The 18451-nt window shown below is 66.5% G+C and carries 16 protein-coding genes; 10 read left to right on the forward strand and 6 right to left on the reverse strand.

The genetic code is table 11. From position 1 onward, the window contains the following. Nucleotides 1–360: helix-turn-helix domain-containing protein (locus ACWDTF_RS23955; protein WP_449755189.1), on the reverse strand; the 360-nt coding region annotated here is incomplete at its 3' end. Between the two features lie 271 nt (nucleotides 361–631). Continuing rightward, nucleotides 632–1210: a TetR/AcrR family transcriptional regulator gene (locus ACWDTF_RS23960; protein ID WP_355279250.1), complete on the reverse strand. Its 579-nt coding sequence runs from the start codon at nucleotides 1208–1210 to the stop codon at nucleotides 632–634. Nucleotides 1211–1301: 91 nt separating this feature from the next. On the opposite strand from ACWDTF_RS23960, the gene ACWDTF_RS23965 reads away from it, so the two are divergent. Then, nucleotides 1302–2441 (forward strand): acyl-CoA dehydrogenase family protein, encoded by a 1140-nt coding sequence (locus ACWDTF_RS23965; RefSeq protein ID WP_240857686.1) that lies wholly within the window; start codon nucleotides 1302–1304, stop codon nucleotides 2439–2441. A 225-nt stretch (nucleotides 2442–2666) separates the two neighbouring features. On the opposite strand, the gene ACWDTF_RS23970 is transcribed toward ACWDTF_RS23965, so the two are convergent. Continuing rightward, entirely contained in the window at nucleotides 2667–3437 is a 771-nt protein-coding gene (locus ACWDTF_RS23970; protein ID WP_240857685.1) for a hemerythrin domain-containing protein, read from the reverse strand. A gap of 164 nt (nucleotides 3438–3601) precedes the next feature. Beyond that, on the reverse strand, nucleotides 3602–5782 hold the full coding sequence (locus ACWDTF_RS23975; protein ID WP_240857684.1) for an MMPL family transporter: 2181 nt from the start codon (nucleotides 5780–5782) through the stop codon (nucleotides 3602–3604). 121 nt (nucleotides 5783–5903) lie between these two features. Between ACWDTF_RS23975 and ACWDTF_RS23980 the strand changes: the two genes are divergently transcribed. The 5 genes from ACWDTF_RS23980 (at nucleotide 5904) to ACWDTF_RS24000 (ending at nucleotide 12903) form a co-directional block, all read left to right on the forward strand. Next, nucleotides 5904–6491, forward strand: coding sequence for a phosphatase PAP2 family protein (locus ACWDTF_RS23980; RefSeq protein WP_240857733.1), 588 nt, complete (start codon nucleotides 5904–5906; stop codon nucleotides 6489–6491). Between the two features lie 110 nt (nucleotides 6492–6601). Further along, on the forward strand, nucleotides 6602–9232 hold the full coding sequence (locus ACWDTF_RS23985; protein ID WP_240857683.1) for an outer membrane protein assembly factor BamB family protein: 2631 nt from the start codon (nucleotides 6602–6604) through the stop codon (nucleotides 9230–9232). A gap of 79 nt (nucleotides 9233–9311) precedes the next feature. Further along, nucleotides 9312–10562, forward strand: coding sequence for an acyl-CoA dehydrogenase family protein (locus ACWDTF_RS23990; RefSeq protein WP_240857682.1), 1251 nt, complete (start codon nucleotides 9312–9314; stop codon nucleotides 10560–10562). Between the two features lie 14 nt (nucleotides 10563–10576). Next, nucleotides 10577–11641, forward strand: coding sequence for a phosphotransferase family protein (locus ACWDTF_RS23995; protein WP_240857681.1), 1065 nt, complete (start codon nucleotides 10577–10579; stop codon nucleotides 11639–11641). Between the two features lie 602 nt (nucleotides 11642–12243). Continuing rightward, a complete protein-coding gene (locus ACWDTF_RS24000) occupies nucleotides 12244–12903 on the forward strand; it encodes a hypothetical protein (protein WP_355279410.1) in 660 nt (219 codons plus the stop codon). On the opposite strand, the gene ACWDTF_RS24005 is transcribed toward ACWDTF_RS24000, so the two are convergent. After that, complete coding sequence (locus tag ACWDTF_RS24005) at nucleotides 12885–13133, reverse strand: DUF2530 domain-containing protein (protein WP_240857732.1); 249 nt, start codon at nucleotides 13131–13133, stop codon at nucleotides 12885–12887. The genes ACWDTF_RS24000 and ACWDTF_RS24005 overlap by 19 nt on opposite strands. A gap of 22 nt (nucleotides 13134–13155) precedes the next feature. Between ACWDTF_RS24005 and ACWDTF_RS24010 the strand changes: the two genes are divergently transcribed. Beyond that, a complete protein-coding gene (locus tag ACWDTF_RS24010) occupies nucleotides 13156–14637 on the forward strand; it encodes an NCS2 family permease (protein WP_355279413.1) in 1482 nt (493 codons plus the stop codon). A gap of 116 nt (nucleotides 14638–14753) precedes the next feature. Further along, the gene (locus tag ACWDTF_RS24015) at nucleotides 14754–15194 is read left to right on the forward strand and encodes a MarR family winged helix-turn-helix transcriptional regulator (protein WP_240857678.1); all 441 of its coding nucleotides are present in this window, start codon (nucleotides 14754–14756) and stop codon (nucleotides 15192–15194) included. A gap of 7 nt (nucleotides 15195–15201) precedes the next feature. Here ACWDTF_RS24015 and ACWDTF_RS24020 read toward each other — a convergent pair whose 3' ends face one another. Continuing rightward, complete coding sequence (locus ACWDTF_RS24020; RefSeq protein ID WP_240857677.1) at nucleotides 15202–16437, reverse strand: GNAT family N-acetyltransferase; 1236 nt, start codon at nucleotides 16435–16437, stop codon at nucleotides 15202–15204. Between the two features lie 97 nt (nucleotides 16438–16534). On the opposite strand from ACWDTF_RS24020, the gene ACWDTF_RS24025 reads away from it, so the two are divergent. Together ACWDTF_RS24025 and ACWDTF_RS24030 are read left to right on the forward strand one after the other, a co-directional pair. Further along, nucleotides 16535–17389, forward strand: a complete 855-nt coding sequence (locus ACWDTF_RS24025; protein ID WP_240857676.1) for a TrmH family RNA methyltransferase — start codon at nucleotides 16535–16537, stop codon at nucleotides 17387–17389. Further along, nucleotides 17386–17679, forward strand: coding sequence for a DUF2537 domain-containing protein (locus tag ACWDTF_RS24030; protein ID WP_240857675.1), 294 nt, complete (start codon nucleotides 17386–17388; stop codon nucleotides 17677–17679). Before ACWDTF_RS24025 ends, ACWDTF_RS24030 begins: the two co-directional genes overlap by 4 nt. Nucleotides 17680–18451 lie beyond the last annotated feature (772 nt).

Raw genomic sequence — 18451 nt, forward strand, 5'->3', positions numbered from 1 at the left:
CAAGTGAGAAGCCAACAACCGCGACGACCAGTGTGTGACTCCGTACTTCTTTGGCGGCGCCTCCAAGGTGGCGGCCACGATCGCGGCGTGATCGATTCGCCGAGGCCGACCCGAACGCTGGGCATCGACCAGTCCGGCCAGTCCCTCACGCAGATATCGGCTACGCCACTTCACCACTGTCGCGCTTGAGGCGCCCGTCAACTCCTGAATCCGCGCGTTTGCCACGCCCTCGGCGGCCAACGCCACGATACGAACTCGCTTCACCACACCCGCTGGCGCCGTTGTCGACCGCAAGATGCGTTCGAGTTCAACATCATCGCCATCACGGAGGGTCAATGCCGGGGCCGGGGAATTCGCCATAACTCATTCTCCCAGCCCGGAAAGCGTTTAGGAACTTACGACACGCGACACTAGCCCGTTTTCCGCTGCCTGAGGTGCTCGAGGCGCTAGCCCGTTTTCCGCTGCCTGAGGTGCTCGAGGCGCTAGCCGAGAGCCTCGAAGGCCCAGGTGCGCTTGCGATGTCATCTCACCAGGGCGAAGCCCGCACCCTTCGAGACGCTCGCAAGTTCGCTCCTCAGGGCGGCGCCTCACCCGTCGGGAGGGGGCTCTCGCACCCAGCCGGCGGGGTGGGTCAGTCCGCGTCGATCCCCGCAGTGAGGATCGACGCGAGTTGGCGGTACGCGGCGGCGTGGTCGAGCCCGGTCGCCGTCGCGACCTCGCCGCGCTGGATGCGCGTCATCATCGACGCTGCGAGATCGGCGGCAAAGACGGGGTCGACATCGCGGAAAACGCCTGCGGCCGCACCGTCGGCGATCAGTTCACCCACGCGTCGAGCTGCCGCCTCGGTGTTCATCTCGTACAGCGCCCGCGTCGGCGCGAACGCGTCCAGATCCCGCATGAACGCGGCCGACGCAGGTGCGAGCGCATCCCCGACCGCAAGTAGGTACGTGATGACGCGCTCGCGGGGATTGTCGACGGCAGCCACGCGCTGCTCGACCTCAGTCGTCGCTTCGCGAAAGAAGTGGGTCACCGCCATGGTCGCGAGCTGTTCCTTGCTGTCGGCGAGGGTATAGAGCGTCGATTTGGAGCAGCGCAACTGCGCCGCGATGTCGGATATGGCCAGATGAGCGAAGCCGTCGCGCAGGAAGAGTGTGACCATCGCGTCGAACAGCGCCGCACGACGACGAGTCGCGAATGCGGAGGACGTCATTGGATACCCCCTGTCCTTTCGGTTGCCCGGCGACCTCATAGTACTGTAGACAGTACTTGAGTACTATTTCAGTTTCTTGTTGGAGGTATCAATGCCGGTCGAACGACTGCTTCCCAGCGACGAGGCACGTGACCTGATCGCGCTGGTTCGCGACGTCGCCGACAAGCGGATGGCGCCGATCGTCGACGATCACGAGAAGGCACAGACCTACCCTGACGGCTTGTTCGCCGAACTGGGTGCCGCCGGCCTGCTCGGGTTGCCATACCCGGTGGAGTGGGATGGCGGCGGTCAACCCTATGAGGTGTACCTGCAGGTACTCGAGGAACTGGGTGCCCGATGGGCAGCCGTCGCCGTCGCGGTGAGTGTGCACGGTTTGGCGTGTCACCCACTGATGAACTTCGGTACCGACGAGCAGAAGCAACGCTGGCTGCCCGATCTGCTGAACGGCCGGCTGGTGGGTGCTTACAGTTTGTCGGAGCCACAGGCCGGATCGGATGCGGCAGCACTCAATTGCCGAGCCACCGCCGTCGAGGACGGATACCGAATCAACGGGTCCAAGGCGTGGATCACTCATGGCGGGATCGCCGACGTGTACAACCTCTTTGCCCGCACAGGCGAAGGGTCCAAAGGGATTTCGTGCTTCTTGGTTGCACGCGACACGGCAGGGCTCAGCTTCGGCAAGCCCGAGGACAAGATGGGTCTGCACGCTGTGCCGACGACCGCGGCCAACTACGACGACGCGCTGATCGACTCCGACCGACTGATCGGCTCCGAGGGTCAGGGGCTACCGATCGCGTTCTCCGCGTTGGACTCCGGGCGTCTGGGCATTGCTGCCGTCGCGACCGGTCTTGCGCAGGCGGCGCTCGACGCGGCGGTCGAGTATGCCCAAGAGCGAACAACGTTCGGTCGCAAGATCATCGACCACCAGGGGCTGTCCTTCGTGCTGGCCGACATGGCGGCGGCGGTGGATTCTGCGCGGGCGACCTACCTCGACGCAGCCCGCCGCAGAGACGCTGGAATGCAGTACTCGCGCGCCGCCGCAACAGCCAAACTCGTCGCCACCGACGCGGCAATGAAGGTGACGACCGACGCGGTGCAGGTCTTCGGCGGCTACGGATACACTCGCGACTTCCCCGTGGAGCGGTACATGCGCGAGGCCAAGATCACCCAGATCTTCGAGGGCACCAACCAGATTCAGCGACTCGTGATCGGACGTGCGCTCGCCGGCTGAGGACTGGTGCGCGCCTTGTCGGGAGGGTGCCATCCGCTGCCCGCGTGCGAGGAGTTGCCATCCGCTGCCTGAGGTGTGACGAGCGCTAGCGAGGAGCCTCGAAGGCCGGGCGAGATGACACCGTCGTCTCACCAGCCCTTCGAGGCTCGCTCCGCTCGCACCTCAGGGAGCGGGGGGAGGGGGAGGCGCTCGGCTGTCGTCTTGAGCACTTCATGTTCGCCTCGTTCACCGAGGATCGTAGAAGAACGCGCGGCGTTCGCGACGTCGGAAGCTGGGTTCACCCAGTCGCACAATCAGTTTCAAGATCGCCGGCACTCGGGCGAACACGGATGCGCGATCGGCGGCGCTGAGTCCCTTCACCATGAACGGTGCCATCCGGAACGTGTCCCGTAGCGACGAACCCTCGCCCATCTTGTCCTCGAAGGCACTCCACTCGGCGGGTGTCATGTGTCGCTGCACGATGGCGATGGCCTCGCCCTCCTCGTGTGCGAGGTGCGCAGACAGCACGTCACGAGTCCGGGCGAGTGCATCCGACAGTTCGGCTCGGACGCCCTCGTCGCCTCCGAATTCGGGGTCGTCGGTGGCCATCCGCAGGAACCCGGCGGTGCACAGTGCCAGCAGAGGGTCGATGACCTCGTGTTCGGCTTCCATGGCGTACAGCACCACCTGCTCGGCGTCGGAACTCCGGCCCAAGAGCAGCGGCCACAGCGTTTCGTCCTCACCGGTGTGATGGTGGTGCAGCATCTCGCTGAACATCGCCCAGCGCTCGGCGAGCGCTCCCCAGGTGTCGAGGTCGTCTACCGGGGTGCGTGGTGCGCACGCCGCGAAATCGGCCAGATCCCGACGGAAGGCGTGGTGCACGACGTACATCATGAACGGGTCGATCGGGCCTTCCGGCGCTGCGGCCTGCCCGGGCAGACGCAACTGGACGGGGTAGGTCTCGTCCGTGGTCTCGATCTGCGACGCGTAGGCGAGGGGGCGGGCGGAGGTGGTCATCGTGGTGGCTTTCTCTGTGCGTGATCGGTGGGTGTTCGGGTTGCTGGGTCAACCATGCGCGTGGTCGCTTGTGGCCCACTTGAGGGCGACTTGAGCCGCAGCGCAGCGGCCCGTGACCTGCGCCGACAGCACCCGGTCAGGGGTGCTGACGGCGCAGTGGTCACTCAGACCGGTTGCAGTTCGCCGTCGGGATCTTCAGTCGCGGTCGGCCGCACGGTCTGCTGTTCGACGGACGGCGTCGGATGGCCATGACCTTCGACGTCGACGTTCGGGAGGATTCGGTCCAGCCAGCCCGGCAGCCACCAGTTGAACCGGCCCAGGAGCGTCATAGTCGCGGGCACCAGGACCATGCGGATGAGCGTCGCGTCGAGCAGCACGGCGGTGGCCATGCCGAGTCCGAGCATCTTGAGGACCACATCGGCTTCGGTGGCGAAGCTCAGGAACACCGCGACCATGATTGCCGCCGCGCTGGTGATGACGCGTCCGGTCCGGGCGAGTCCGCGCACCACGCTGCCCTTGGCGTCGCCGGTTGCCAGCCAGTCCTCCCGGATTCGGGAGAGCAGGAAGACCTCGTAGTCCATCGAGAGTCCGAAGAGAATCGCGAAGATGAGGATCGGCACCCAGCTCGACACGGCGACGGTGTGGTCGAGGCCGAAAAGTTGCATACCCCAACCCCATTGGAACACCGCGGTGATGACTCCGTATGCGGCGACCACCGAGAGAAGGTTCATCAACGCTGCCTTGATCGGCACCGCGATCGACCGGAAGAGAACCATCAGCGCCAGCACCGACGCCGCGACGACGAACCCGATGACCACCCACAGACGTTCCTGGAGTTTGTCCGAGATGTCACTGAAATACGTTGTCGCACCGGTCAGTATCGCGCCCTGGGGAAGGGCCGAACGCACTGCGGCGAGCATCTCCGGCGTACCGTCCGCAGCCGGATCGTAGGCCGAGGTGACGGAGATGACGGCCAGTTCACCGTCTGGGGAGATCGCCGGCGCCGACACCGCGGCCACGCCCGGAATGGATGTGATACGTGCTGTCGCCGAGGCCAGCTCGGCGCCACTGACCGTGTCGGTCGGTGCGACGATCAGGATCTGCGAGTTGGCGCCGGGACCGTACTCGTCGACCAGGATGTCGTGCGCGCGTCGCGTGGTGAGCTCGGTCGACTGGGCGCCGGAGTCCTGCGGCCAGGTGCGCATGCCGAGTGCGGGGACGGCGAGGGTGACCATCACGATCACCGCGAGCAGCCCGAAGGCCACCGGCCGTCGTCCGACAGCGGCCGCCCACCGCGCGCTCAGCGGTTCCCGTCCGGTCGATGCCACGGGAGCGGTTGCGGCACTTGCCTTACGGACCTTGCGGGGCAACATCCGCCGACCGCACAGTCGGCACATCGCCGGAACGACGACCAGGGTGGCGGCCAGCATGGCGATCACCGCGATCGCGGTGGCGAAGCCGAAGGACGAGTAGGTCGCCAGCCCGGCCAGACGCAGCCCCATCAGCGAGATCAACACGGTGAGCGCGGCGAACATCGCCGACCGTCCGGCCGTCGCAACCGCGCGTGCCGCCGACTCCACCGGATCGTGGCCCGCCCGTAGGAATTCCGAGTGCCGGGACACCACGAGCAGGGCGTAGTCGATGCCGACGCCAAGGCCCACCATGGTGGCCACCAAGGGTGCCGACGGACTGACCTCCATGGTGGCGGCGAGCAGCGTGATTGCGGCGGATCCGACAGCGAGTCCGCCGATGGCGGTGAGGATCGGGAGACCCGCGGCAACGACGGAGCCGAGCGCCAGCACCAGAATGAGAAGCGCCAGCGTGATTCCGATGATCTCGGCATGTCCCTTCAGCGGCGCGGCGGCAGTCTCGGGCAATCCGCCGTTCATCTCGACCTGCACACCGGCATCGCGGGTGGGTTGCACGGCCTTCTCGAGCGGCTCGACGTTGCCCATCAACGACCGCTCGGTGACCGGCACGTCGTATCCGACGACGATGATCGCGGTGTCGCGGTCGCTGCTGAACTGCGGTGCGTCGACAGTGGCGACGTGGTCGAGGCCGGCAAGCCGAGCGCGCAGGTCGTCGACGGTGCGCATGTCCAGTGGTCCGTCGTCGTGCAGCACGATGCGTGCGTCGGCGTTGCCGGCGCCGGGAACATGATCGCGGAGCAGATCGATTCCGCGCTGGGATTCGGTGCCCGGCACGTCCCAGTTCTCCTGGGTGGCGCCGCCGAACGCGGTGGCCAGGACCGTGACGAGGACGAGCGCGGCGAGGAAGCCGCCCAATGCGCGGAACGGGTGTGACGCGCAGGCGTGCCCGATCCGGTAGAGCAGGGGAGTCTTCATGAGATTCCTTTCGGGGTGTGGTTTCCCCGATAGGGTGGTCGGCAGGACTTGCGGCGCACTTGTGCTCAACTTGAGTGCCCGTCAAGGCGAGGTTCGCAGACGTACGGGAGAGGAGATGGCGGTGTTCGTCACTCCCACCAACCTCGACGAGACGGTCGCGCGGTGGGTGGTCGACAACCGCTCCGAACCGTGGATCACCGTCGCGCATGTCGTCACGGTCACCGGCAATACGCTCCCGATGGCGCTGGTCACCCTTGCCGTGGTGATCGTCCTCGCCGTGCGTCGGTACACGGTCGACGCGGTGTTCCTCGGTGCCGGCGCGCTGATCGGCTACCTGCTCATGGTGGGGCTCAAGCATCTTTTCCGCCGACCGCGCCCACCCGAGGTGAACCGGCTCGTCGACATCGACACGTTCTCGTTCCCGTCGGGCCACTCGATGATGAGCATGGTGATCTTCGGCCTGTTGGCCATCGTCGCCTACCGGCACGTCGACTGGGTCCGACGACACCGTTGGGTGTTGCTCATCGCTCCGCTGTGGTCGATCGCCATCGGCTGCACCCGAATCTATCTCGGCGTCCACTGGACGACGGACGTGCTCGCTGGCTGGCTGTTGGGTGCTGCCTGGGTGGGTCTGTGCGCACTGGCTCTCGTCTGGTTCGAGTCGTCGCGCAGGGACCTCGACGTGCGGGTCGGCAGGACGGCCACCTGAATTGGTCCGCCCGAAGGATGGCGGGGTTGTCGACGTGCCGCTTTACTTGAACGATGCCGCATCCTGGGCCGGGTTCATCGGACGAATCGCCAGAATCTCCGGGGCAGGAGATGTCCGAGTCGCCGACCGCGATCGAGCCGGTCGCCGATCCGACGGTGATACCGAGCGACCCGGATCAACCGGCGCCCGAAGAATCTCCGACGGTCATGGAGCCGATCGACCGGACCGAGTTGCGCAAGACGGTGCAGCATCGCATCGACTTGCAGAAGGACACGCAGCCGGCACCACCCAGTGCGCCAGGTTCGGCCGCCGCCGGCCCGACGTCCATCGGTGCGACCATGCCCAACGCCATGCCGCCCAACGCCAGCCCCTACCAGGCCACCCAGATGGCGCCGTCCACGCCGTTCCCGGCGATCGCGCCGCAACAGGGCCCGCCACCTGGCATGCCACCACCTGGCTATTGGGGTCCGCAGGGCCCGCCGCCCCAGAAGCGTTCGCGCGCACCGTGGATCGTGTCGGGCATCGTGCTGGTGTGCGTGATCGCCCTCGTCGTCGGCGGTGTGATCTTCTGGCAACAGAAGGAGTCCGACGACGACTTGCCCGAACTCGTCGCCGGACAACTCACCGGGTCCTATCCGAGCGCGCCGAGCAGCGCGGCGTGGACGGTGACTCCGCAGGATGTCGGCGGTAGCTACTTCCAGTCGGTGTTGCCCGAGGCCAACATGTACGGAGCTGTCGGCGCTGTGCACGACGGCGACACACTCGTGACCCTCATCTCGCAGTCTCAGTACGGCGGAACCGACGCCACGCGGAACCTGGTCGGCGTCAACGTGACGACCGGTCAGAACTGGAAACTCAGCGAACTGGTGCGTGCGTGCTCAGACGCCATCGTCGACCACACGATCGCGTGCTATGGATCGTCGAACGTCTACTTCGTCGACACTCGCACCGGTACTGCCACGGCGACGGCCGTCTTGCCGACGAGTCAGCCGTACGGAATCGCCTTCAACGGCCGAGCCGCGTTCGTGCGCCATTTCGACAGCGATGGCTTACACATCACCAAGGTCACACGGTCAGGGACCGAGTGGGAGAAGAGCCTCACCCTCCCCGACGGTTTGCCGACCGGTGACTCGTCACGGTTCACGGCATCCACGTCGCTGGTCGCCTCGGGTGGTGCCAACGTCGTCGTGGTTTCGGCAGATGACGGTCGAGAGATTGTGTCGAAGCCCGGAACCGCCCAGATCACGGCACTGCCCGATGGATCGCTGCTGGCCGTCACGGGCTCGGTGAACTCCGGCTCCCCGAGCAAGGGGCCGGTCCTTCACGTTCGGTCGGATGGTTCGACCACCTCGTTCGAAGGTTCATACTTTGCGATTCCCGAGGTGTCGACGCCGGCGCAACGCGGCTATGTCGCGATCGGCGGCGGATTCACGAGCCTCGACGACAAAACCACCAGGTGGACGTCCTCGGCACTGAGCCAGGATGTCCAGATATTGGTCGCCGACGATCGCGAGACCGTTGTCGTCACACGTGATCAGGGTTCGGGTGCGCAGCTCGTCTCCCTCGACACGACGACGGGAGCGCAGCGCTGGACGCAGCCTGTGAACGGCGTGAGTTATCTGTCGGACGGCCCCGGCGTCGTCGACGGCGAGCGAGTGATCATCGCGAAGAATGGGGGTCTCGCGGCGGTGGACATGGCATCCGGCGCGTCGGTGTGGTCGCTCTCGGCGCCCGCGGTCGGGAGTCGTTCGGATGCGACCGGCAATTCGGCCCCGCGAATCTTTGCGATCGGAGATCGCATCGTCACGGTGACCGCCGATGCCATCACCGCTCTGGCCCCCACCGGCCCACGCGCCATCGTGCCCGGTACCACGCGAGACACGACCAGCGACAACGGTTCCGGCGACGACGAGTACGTGACCGCGTGCGGGAGTCCGCCGGTGTTCACCCCGGAGTCGTTCCGGACGACGAGTGGCGGCCTCGGGGTGCGGATGAAGGTGTCGGCCCAGTGCCCCGGCGGCGATATCCTGTTCGGTCCGCGGACGCGGATCACGATCAAGGACGGCGGCGACCTCGTCGCGTCGGGGAATTTCGACTTCTCCCAAGCGCCCATTGCGGTTCCGTCGCTTGACGACGCCGGGGAGGGCCTCACGATGGAGCTGACCTATCCGCCGGGCTCGTTCTTCCGCCTTCCGGACACGCTGGCCACGCAGTCGGGTTCGGACCGTTTCCTGGTCGATTGCGACAAGGGCCCGACGAACGGACAGCCACCTGCGCTGACGGTGCCGGACGGCGGCGCGAGCGCACCGCCGGTGACCGCGACCGGCCCGGCCCTGCCCGCGGGCACCAACATCACCGCCACGAGCGTCGATGCGTTACGGGTGCAGGCCAATTCGGACCGCGCGTTCATCCTGGCCAACCTGAACAATCGGTGGGTCGCGCAGCTCAGCTCCAAACGTCCGGGGTTGAACGCGGAAGGCCGGATCTGGGACAACCAGGCCATTCTCGACGAGTTCTTGGCCCTGCGCCTGCGGTTCAGCGACGTGCGCCTGCTCTACAGCGACGAGTGGCCGGTGTTCAGTTACAAGGGCTGGTGGGTGACCGTGGCGGCGGCCACCTTCCCGGGGCCCGACCAGGCCAACAACTGGTGTCGGGCACAAGGATTCGACAAGGAGCATTGTTTCGCCAAGCTGGTGAGCAGCACCGCGGGACCCGACGGTTCGACCAGATATTGGTCGTAACGCCCGGCCACTCGACGTCGTCTGCGACACCTACCCCAAGTGGCTGCGGTGGCGACCCGCGCCACGTACGGTCATCGACATGGATTTTTCTCCGTCACCGCGATCGGCAGATCTGACCGAGCGGGTTCGAGCATTCATCGCCGCCGAGGTCGACCCTGTCGAGCCGGACATCCACCGCGACATCGCGAGCCGTCGCGAGGGCGGTGGTGACCCGTGGGTGCCGTCGCCCCTGATCGCCGAACTGCAGGCCAAGGCACGCAAGGAAGGACTGTGGAACCTCTTCCTGCCCGAGGCGCACGCAGGGCAGTACGCAGCTGACTTCGGGACCGACGGTGGCGCCGGGCTGTCGAATGTCGATTACGCTCCGCTCGCCGAGGCGATGGGTGCATCGACGCTCGGTCCGTTGGTCTTCAACTGCAGCGCACCCGACACCGGGAACATGGAGGTGCTGCTGCGTTACGGCACCGCCGAGCAGCGGTCGCAGTGGTTGGAACCGTTGTTGCGCGCCGACATTCGCAGCGCCTTCTGCATGACCGAGCCGGGCGTCGCCAGTTCGGATGCCACCAACATGGCCGCCACGGTGGTGCCCGACGGCGAGGACGTCGTCATCAATGGCATCAAGTGGTTCTCGACAGGCGTCGGACATCCCGATTGCAAAGTACTGATCTTCATGGGCGTCACCGACGCGGAGGCCGATCGGCATGCTCGGCACACCATGGTGCTCATCCCGATCGACGCGCCGGGTGTTCGGGTCGAGCGGATGCTCACCACGATGGGCTACTTCGACGAGCCGTTCGGGCACGGCGAGGTGTCGTTCACCGATGTGCGGGTGCCGGCATCCAACGTCCTGCTCGGGCCCGGTCGGGCCTTCGAGATCGCCCAGGGCCGACTCGGCCCGGGCCGCGTCCATCACTGTATGCGCGCCATCGGGCTTGCCGAACGAGCTCTGGAACTCGGTGTGCGACGCGCGCTTTCGCGCGAGGCATTCGGGCGGCCACTGGCCAAGCTGGGCGGCAACTCCGAACGTATCGCCGATGCCCGTATCGCGATCAACCGGTCGAGGCTGTTGGTCCTGCACGCCGCATGGCTGCTCGACCAGGGCATGGGTCGCGAGGCGCTCTCCGCAGTGAGCGAGATCAAGGTCGAGGTGCCCAACATGGCGCTCGACGTCATCGACCTCGCAATCCAGCTGCACGGCGGCGGCGGACTGACCGACGACTTCCCGCTGGCGGCGGCGTGGGTGGGTGCACGGTCGCTGCGTCTCGCCGACGGGCCCGACGAGGTCCACCGCAGCGTCGTCGCACGCCTGGAACTGGCCAAGTACCGATAGTGAGAGGACAGGACATGGCTGAGGGGGAGAGCGGGGCCACCGCAGTCCGGGCCGAGGACGAGTTCGACGTCGAGCGGGTCGCGTCCTGGCTCGGCGAGAATGCGGGCATCGGCGAAGTACCCGAGGTTCGGCAGTTCTCGGGCGGTGCGTCGAATCTGACCTACCTGCTGCACTATTCGGACCGGGACCTGATCCTGCGCCGTGCACCGCGCGGCACCAAGGCCCGCGGCGCCCACGACATGGGACGGGAGTACCGAATCCAGTCGCGGCTGGGCACAGTGCTGCCCTACATCGCACCGCTGGTGGCCTTCTGCGACGACGACGAGGTGCTCGGTGCGGACTTCTACGTGATGGGCCGCATCGACGGGGTGATCCCGCGTCGGGACTGGCCTGCCGACGTGCCGCTCGACGCCGAGAAGGCCCGACGGTTGTGCCACAACTTCATCGACACGCTCGTCGAACTGCATTCTGTGGATCCGGAGAACGCCGGACTCGCCGACCTCGGCAAGGGTTTCGGCTACGTTCGCCGACAGGTCGACGGCTGGACCACCCGGTTCCGCAACGCGCACACCGACGACGTGCCCGAGTTCGAGGCCGAGATGGCCTGGATCGCCGAGCACCAGCCCGACGACGTGGCGAACTGCGTCATCCACAACGACTACAAACTCGACAACGTCGTCCTCGACAACGCCGACGTCAGCCAGGTGATCGGCATCCTGGATTGGGAGATGGCGACCCTGGGCGATCCGTTGATGGATGTGGCCGGTTCGCTCGCGTACTGGGTCCAGGCCGACGACGACGCCGCGATGCAGGCCATCCGGCGGGTCCCGACCAACCTGCCCGGCATGGTGTCGCGTCGCGAGTTCGTCGAACGGTACTGCGAGCGAATGGGTTTCGACATGACCCCGGATCGCTGGCGCTGGTACGAGGCGTTCGGGCTGTTCCGGGCGGTCGTGATCGCCCAGCAGATCTACTACCGCTACTACCACGGTCAAACCCACAATCCCGCGTTCGCACGGATGGGTGACGCAATCGGACTGCTGGGCTCGCGCATGCGGGCGACGATCGCGGGGGAGTGACTCGGCGAGCCGCCGGACCACTGAAAGTAGCGGAGGTTCTTCCCCTACTTTCTGCCCCTGCTTGTGAGTCGTCCGCGAGAAAATCCGCGGGGAGGACTCCAGGAGTAGGGGACGAGTTTCTTCCCCTACTTTCGGTGCGGCTCAAGGCCGGACGACCACCCGTCCGAGTGAGCGTTGGCATGTCGCGACTTAGAAACCGCGTGTCTGGTCAGAAACCCGATGCGCGCCAGCGGTTTCTGGCCAGGCCTGAGGTTTCTGGCCGCATGCGCGGATTCTTGAGCAGGCTCACGCAATTCCGCCTCCACGATCGCCGACGCCGTCGGCGGGTGGGTCGCTGATCCGAAGAATACTGCTTTCGGCCTGCTGACCTGCGGGAATCTGTACCTGGGAGCCCAGTCAAGTGCACAGTGGATGTGGTCGGGCTGGGGCGTACAGACATCCGACGGGATTGGCGGCGTGTTCCTGTGGTCTCACCGGACGCCCCCGGCCCTTCCCGGCTCCACGACTGCCGACGGCGTCGGCAGTACGAAATCAGCGGTTCTTGTTCACACGCCGCCAACTGCTCGCTATGCTTCATATATGAAACGTGAAGTGAGACCGGTGTGACGGCGACGGCCATCGTGGTCGGGGTGGTGGCCGTCCTCGTCGTACTCGGAGTCCTCGGGCTGCTGGCGCTGTTCGTCTTGTACGGCCTGGCGTCCAAGCCCAACCGCTTCGCGGTGCGGGACATGACGCTCGATGATGTCGACGACTACATCGAGCGTCGGGCGGCGTTCGCGATCACCATCGTGGAGACCACGCCGCTGCCGCGCCGCGAGGTCTGGGAGCGCCTGACCGAGGCGCCCTACCTGAGTTCCCTGCCGTTGCTGCGGGGTCCCGAGTGGTCGGTGTCCGGATCTGAACGCGTCGCGGTCGGGGCGACGCGCACCATGTCCGGCACCGTCCTCTCGGTTTCACAGCGTCTCGCCGATGTCGAAGAGCGGGAGCGGATCGTGCTGATCGGTACCGGAGTGTCGGTGCCTTTCGCCATCAAGAATTTCGCGGAACGCTTCACCCTCACCGATGGCGAACGCCTCAACACGATCACCGTGACGTGGGAGATCGCCGGCTCACCGAAGTGGGTGGGCTTCCTGCCATGGCGTTGGGGTGCTCCGCTGATTCGGCCGGTACTCGCGTTCGTCCTGCGGCATATTTTGCGGCTCAAGCCATTCCGGCGTCCGGGGACGACGGCCGGCCGCGCGGGTCAGTCCAGCCCCTCCTGAGCGCCGCGGGCGCCTCGGCGCACACCGGCGCGCTGAACGCCGACGATCGTCGTTCCCAGCAGGCCAACCCCCAGGCCCACCAGGCAGACCGCCAGTGCGCGGTCGCCGCCGGTGCCGGTGGCCCAGACGACCACAGTGGCCACGGCCCAGGCCAGCATCCCGACGACGATCACCGGTTCCGGCGCACGCAACACGCGTGGGAGTTGCGGGATCTGCGCTGCGTCGACCATGCCACCAGGGTAGCTTTCGAGGGTGCCCACCGATTCGTCGAGCGAGCCCACCACACCGTCGAACGCGCCCGGGGCGCTTGACCGGTTCTTCAAGATCTCCGAACGTGGCTCCGCGCTGAATCGCGAGGTCCGCGGCGGCCTCGTCACCTTCTTCACGATGTCCTACATCGTGCTGCTCAACCCGATCATCATCGGCGGTATCCCGGCCACCGACGGCCAGCCCGCGAAGAACGCCGACGTCCTGGGCAACGTGCTGCCGCTGGCGCAGGTCGCCGCGGTGACCGCCCTGGTCGCAGGCGTGATGTCGATCCTGTTCGGTCTGGTTGCCAACTACCCGTTCGCGATTGCGACCGGGCTGGGTATCAACAGCCTGCTCGCCGTCACGATCGCCCCCGAGGTGACGTGGCCCGAGGCCATGGGACTGGTGGTGATCGACGGCATCATCATCGTGCTGCTCGCGGTCACCGGGTTCCGCACGGCGGTGTTCAACGCGATTCCGGCCGAGCTGAAGGCCGCGATCGCCGCCGGCATCGGCGCGTTCATCGCGTTCATCGGCTTCGTGGATGCCGGGTTCGTCACCAAACCCGAGGCAGGCACCACGCCGGTCCAGCTCGGCAGCGAGAACTCGATCACCACCGTTCCGACGTTGATCTTCACGATCGGTGTCTTGGTGATGGGTGTCCTGGTGGTGCGGAAGGTCCCCGGCGGCCTGTTGATCGGGATCGTCATCATGTCGGTGGTGGCGATCATCGCCGAGGCGGTCTTCGATCTCGGTTCATCCCAGGACAATCCCGACGGTTGGAGTCTGTCCATCCCGCAACTACCCGATGGTCTCGGCGGGCTGCCCGATCTCGCGCTCGTCGGCAACGTCGACATCTTCGGTGCGTTCACACGGATCGGGGTGCTCGCGGCGTCGGTGTTCGTGTTCGCCCTGGTGCTGTCGAACTTCTTCGACGCGATGGGCACGATGACCGGCCTGGGCAAAGAGGCCGGTCTGGCCGATGACAAGGGAAATCTGCCCGGGATCGGTCGGGCGCTGGTGGTCGAGGGCACCGGCGCCATCGTCGGTGGTGCCGCGTCGTCGTCGTCGAACACGGTCTTCGTCGAATCGGCCTCGGGTATCGCCGAGGGCGCGCGGACCGGCCTGGCGAACGTGGTCACCGGTCTGCTGTTCCTGGCCGCCATGTTCCTGACCCCGCTCTACGAGGTGATCCCGCTGGAAGCGGTGACGCCCGCGCTCGTGGTGGTGGGTGCACTCATGATCGGTCAGCTGCGGTCCATCGACTTCACCCGCTTCGACTACGCACTGCCGGCATTCCTGACAGTGGTCGTGATGCCCTACACGTATTCGATCGCCAACGGCATCGGCGTGGGATTCATCAGTTGGGTCGTCATGGCCACCGCTGCGGGCAGGGCACGTTCGGTCCATCCGCTGATGTGGGGGATCGCGGCGATCTTCATCGCCTACTTCGCGAGGGCGCCGATTTCGGATTTGCTCAACTGAACATTCTCACCCAGTTGGTATGAATTGGGAAACGGTTGTCGTCTGATTGGCCCAATTGGCCTGGTCTGCGCTGCGTAAACAGGGTGAACGACTAGTTAGTGAACTACGCTAAGCGCGTGCACTCACCGTACGGGGACGGGAGCCTGGCGGGCGATTTGTCGCTGGCCGTGGTCCGATTCGCGCGGCGCCTTCGGGGGCGCCGCGAGAACAAGCTTGTTTCACTCACTCAGTTGTCGGCGTTGTCCACACTGCACCACGAGGGGCCGATGACGCCCGGTGCACTTGCAGCCGCCGAACGCGTCCGCCCGCCGTCGATGACCCGGGTGATCGCCTCGCTGTCCGATCTGGGCATGATCAAACGCGAACCGCACCCGACGGACGGCCGGCAGGCGATCGTGACGCTCGCCCCGGCGGGGATGGAAGTGGTCACCGAGGAATTGGCGGCCCGCAAGGCGTGGCTCAGCGACCGGCTTCGGGAACTCACGCCCGACGAGCGCGACACCCTCCGCGACACGGTGCTGATCCTCAACAAGGTCCTCGCCGACACCGAGGACTGATTCGCCGTCAGAAGAACGTGCCCGCAAAGGGTGCGCGTTCGGTGGCGAAGGCCTGGTCGAGCGACTGCAGGATCTCCGGCGATGCGGTCCACAGCCGACCTGCCGCCGCGAACGTCGACGGCCGGATGCCGCCGAGATAGATCGATGACAAGACGGCGGTGTCGAGCCGTACGGTCGGCGTCGCGGATGACGGTGCGACGATCGCACCCCCATGGCGGACGGCGACATCGAAAACACCTCCGTGCCCACGGAATTCGTCGACGACCTCGATCACCGCGTCGAGGTCCGCGGCATACTGCCGGGCGCCGAGTGCCGCAGGAACGTCGAGAATGCGCAGCCACATGGTGTCGGCGCGTCCGGTCAATTCGACGGCGCGCAGGTCCGTGAGTTTCGCGGGCAACGGGTCGTCGGCGGGGATCGCGGCGGTCACCGACGGGATCAGGTCGAGGCTCGTGAGCACGCGCCACAGTTCCGTGTGTGCATCGTCGGTGGCCGTGACCACCTCCTTGACCTCGGCGTGCACCTTGCCCGAATCCTGCTTGATGATCCGGTAGGACGCATAGCCGTCGTCGTGCAGGAGATAGTGCAGTCCGCTCCCGGCGAAAGGTCGTTCGGAGGGGCGGTCGGCCAGCAGCGGCCGCCACCACGCCGGTGTGCGACCGAGTGCGCCGGGGGTGGTGCGAGTCCAGCGGGCATGCAAGTCGGGAACCGCCGCGTCCACCTCGTCGCCGTCGGCATAGTGGACCGGCGAACCCTCCGGTTGGGACGCACGCATCCGTGCTCGTCCCGGCGTGATCTTCACGTCGTGGGCGAAGGTGGCGGGCCCGAAGCCGAACCGCTCGTAGATGGTGCCCTCGCTGGCGGTGAGGATCGCGAAGATCTGACCGTCGGCCTCCCACTGCTCGAACAGCTCCGTGAGCATGGTGCGCAGGATGCCGCGCCTGCGGTGCGTGGCGGCGACCGACACCCACGACAACCCGGCCGCGTTGCGCACCGAGCCGCCCGGCACGGTCATCGTCATCCGGTAGAACATCGACACCCCGACCAGCGGCGCCGGATCGAGGGCGGCGTCGCGGACCAGGACGATGTCGGAGTCGGCGACCTTGCCCCGCAGGTCCGTACGTTCGTCATCGGGCAGCGGGTTGCGCATCGCGAAGGCACGCGCGTCGGTGGCGATGATGTCGTCCCAGTCGGCGTCGGTGGCGCGTCGCAGGGACAGCCCGCTCGTAGAAGTGATGGTCACACCTCCACCGTATCCATCCCGGGCCGGCGATCGTCGCAACCCTTCGCGTTGCGGCGCGAGTGCCGGCGATGATGCGCGGCGATGGCACACTGTTGCGGTGCCGGAACTCGCCGTCGACGTGATCGACATCGACGACCCCGCCGATCCGCGGGTGGACGATTTCCGCGACCTCAGCTCGGTCGATCGTCGTCCCGACCTCCCGACGCTGCCGGGTGGCCGGCCGGGAAAGGCGTTGGTCGTCGCAGAGGGCGTGCTGGTCGCACAGCGGATGATTGCGTCGCGGTTCGCGCCGCACGCGTTTCTCGGGGTAGGCAAACGTCTCGACGAACTCGACACCGATCTGCGGAGCGGTGCGTTGGCCGGCGTTCCGTTCTACCGAGCGACTGCCGACGTGATGGCCGAGGTGGTCGGGTTTCACCTCAATCGCGGTGTGCTCGCCGTCGCCCGACGCGCACCGGTCCTCTCCGTCGATGCCGCTCTCGAATCCGCGCGCAGCGTGGTGATCCTCGAGGGCGTCAACGATCACGAGAACATCGGCAGCATCTTCCGCAACGCCGCGGGACTCGGTGTCGACGCGGTCCTCTTCGGCGCCGGCTGCGCCGACCCGCTCTACCGGCGGTGCGTCCGCGTGTCGATGGGGCACGCACTGCTCGTGCCGTTCGCACAGTTCGACGAGTGGCCCTCTGGTCTCGACGCCGTGCGCGACCAGGGTTTCCGCCTGGTCTCTCTCACTCCGGATCCCGCTGCGGTGACGCTTGCGGATGCGGTGCGGACGGAGAAGGTCGGGTTCCTCGTGGGTGCGGAAGGCCCGGGACTCACCGCGTCGGCCATGGCCGCCACCGATGTGCGCGCACGAATTCCGATGAGTCGCGGTACCGATTCGCTCAACGTCGCAACGGCCGCGGCGATCGCGTTCTATGAACGCGTCCGGTCCGGCACGATGGAGGGATGACCGGCGGCGCAGAACACCCCGCGGAACCGACTCCGTGGTTGTTCGGACTGATCGTCGCTGTGGCGTGCGCGGTCTTCGCGACGCTGGTCCTGATCGGGCTGTACGACCTCGTCGGCAACGCGCAGCGGTGGCTGGGTCTGGTGGCGGTCGCGGTGGTCGCCGGCGGGCTCGGCTGGACCCTGTGGGAGTTGCGTTTCCGAGCGGTGCTGCGCTGGATCGTCTGGGGCCTGCTACTGGGGATGCTCGCCGGCGCCGCGTCGTCGGTGGCTTTGTTCGCCGTGGGTCGTTGAGTTGGCGCCTCACGGAAGTCCGCCGACCGGCCGGCCATCCGCCACGCATCGTGCTCGGTTATCCCCCATCGGTGGTCGATGCGCTGAAAAGCGTTCTGCGCCAAGTACGGTCTCCGCATGCCATCTACGTTTCAGGCTCTGGCTGTAGCGCTTCTTGCACTCCTTCCAGGTGCACTCTGCGAAGTTGCGCGGGAGCGGAGATCAGGCTGATGGGGCCTGCGCGGAACCGATCAGACCGGAGGCCAGACTCTTCGAACTAGCGACCGACTCGCCGACGTCGTCGGCGATCGTGGAGGCGGGAAGAGTGCGGCCTCATCGCAGAAACCGCATTGGTCGCCAGAAACCGCTGGTGCACCTCGGGTTTCTGACCAGACACGCGGTTTCTGAAACCACGACTCGCCGACGACGCGCGTGGGAGGTCGGCGAAGCCGCCGTCGCGGTCAACCATCACAGAGGTCCCTGGCGAGCGCAGACCTCGGACTCCGAACATCGTCGTCGAGCACAGAAAGCGCTCTTTGCTGCCAAGCAACTAGGGGAAGAAAACTCGTCCCCTACTCTTGGAGTCCTCCCCTAGGAATTTCTAGGGGACGACTGTGAACTACGGGGAAGAAGTTCTTCCCCTATTTTCAGGGACAGAGCACTGTGGCGTTTGCCCAGGTCAGAGCGTCGGTCACCGAACTCTTCGGATCAGCGACCCACCCGCCGACGTCGTCGGCGATCGTGGAGCCCGGAAGAGCGGGGCCGCCCATGCGGCCCGGAGCCTCCGCGCGGC

This window comes from Gordonia sp. NPDC003422 (assembly GCF_053588675.1).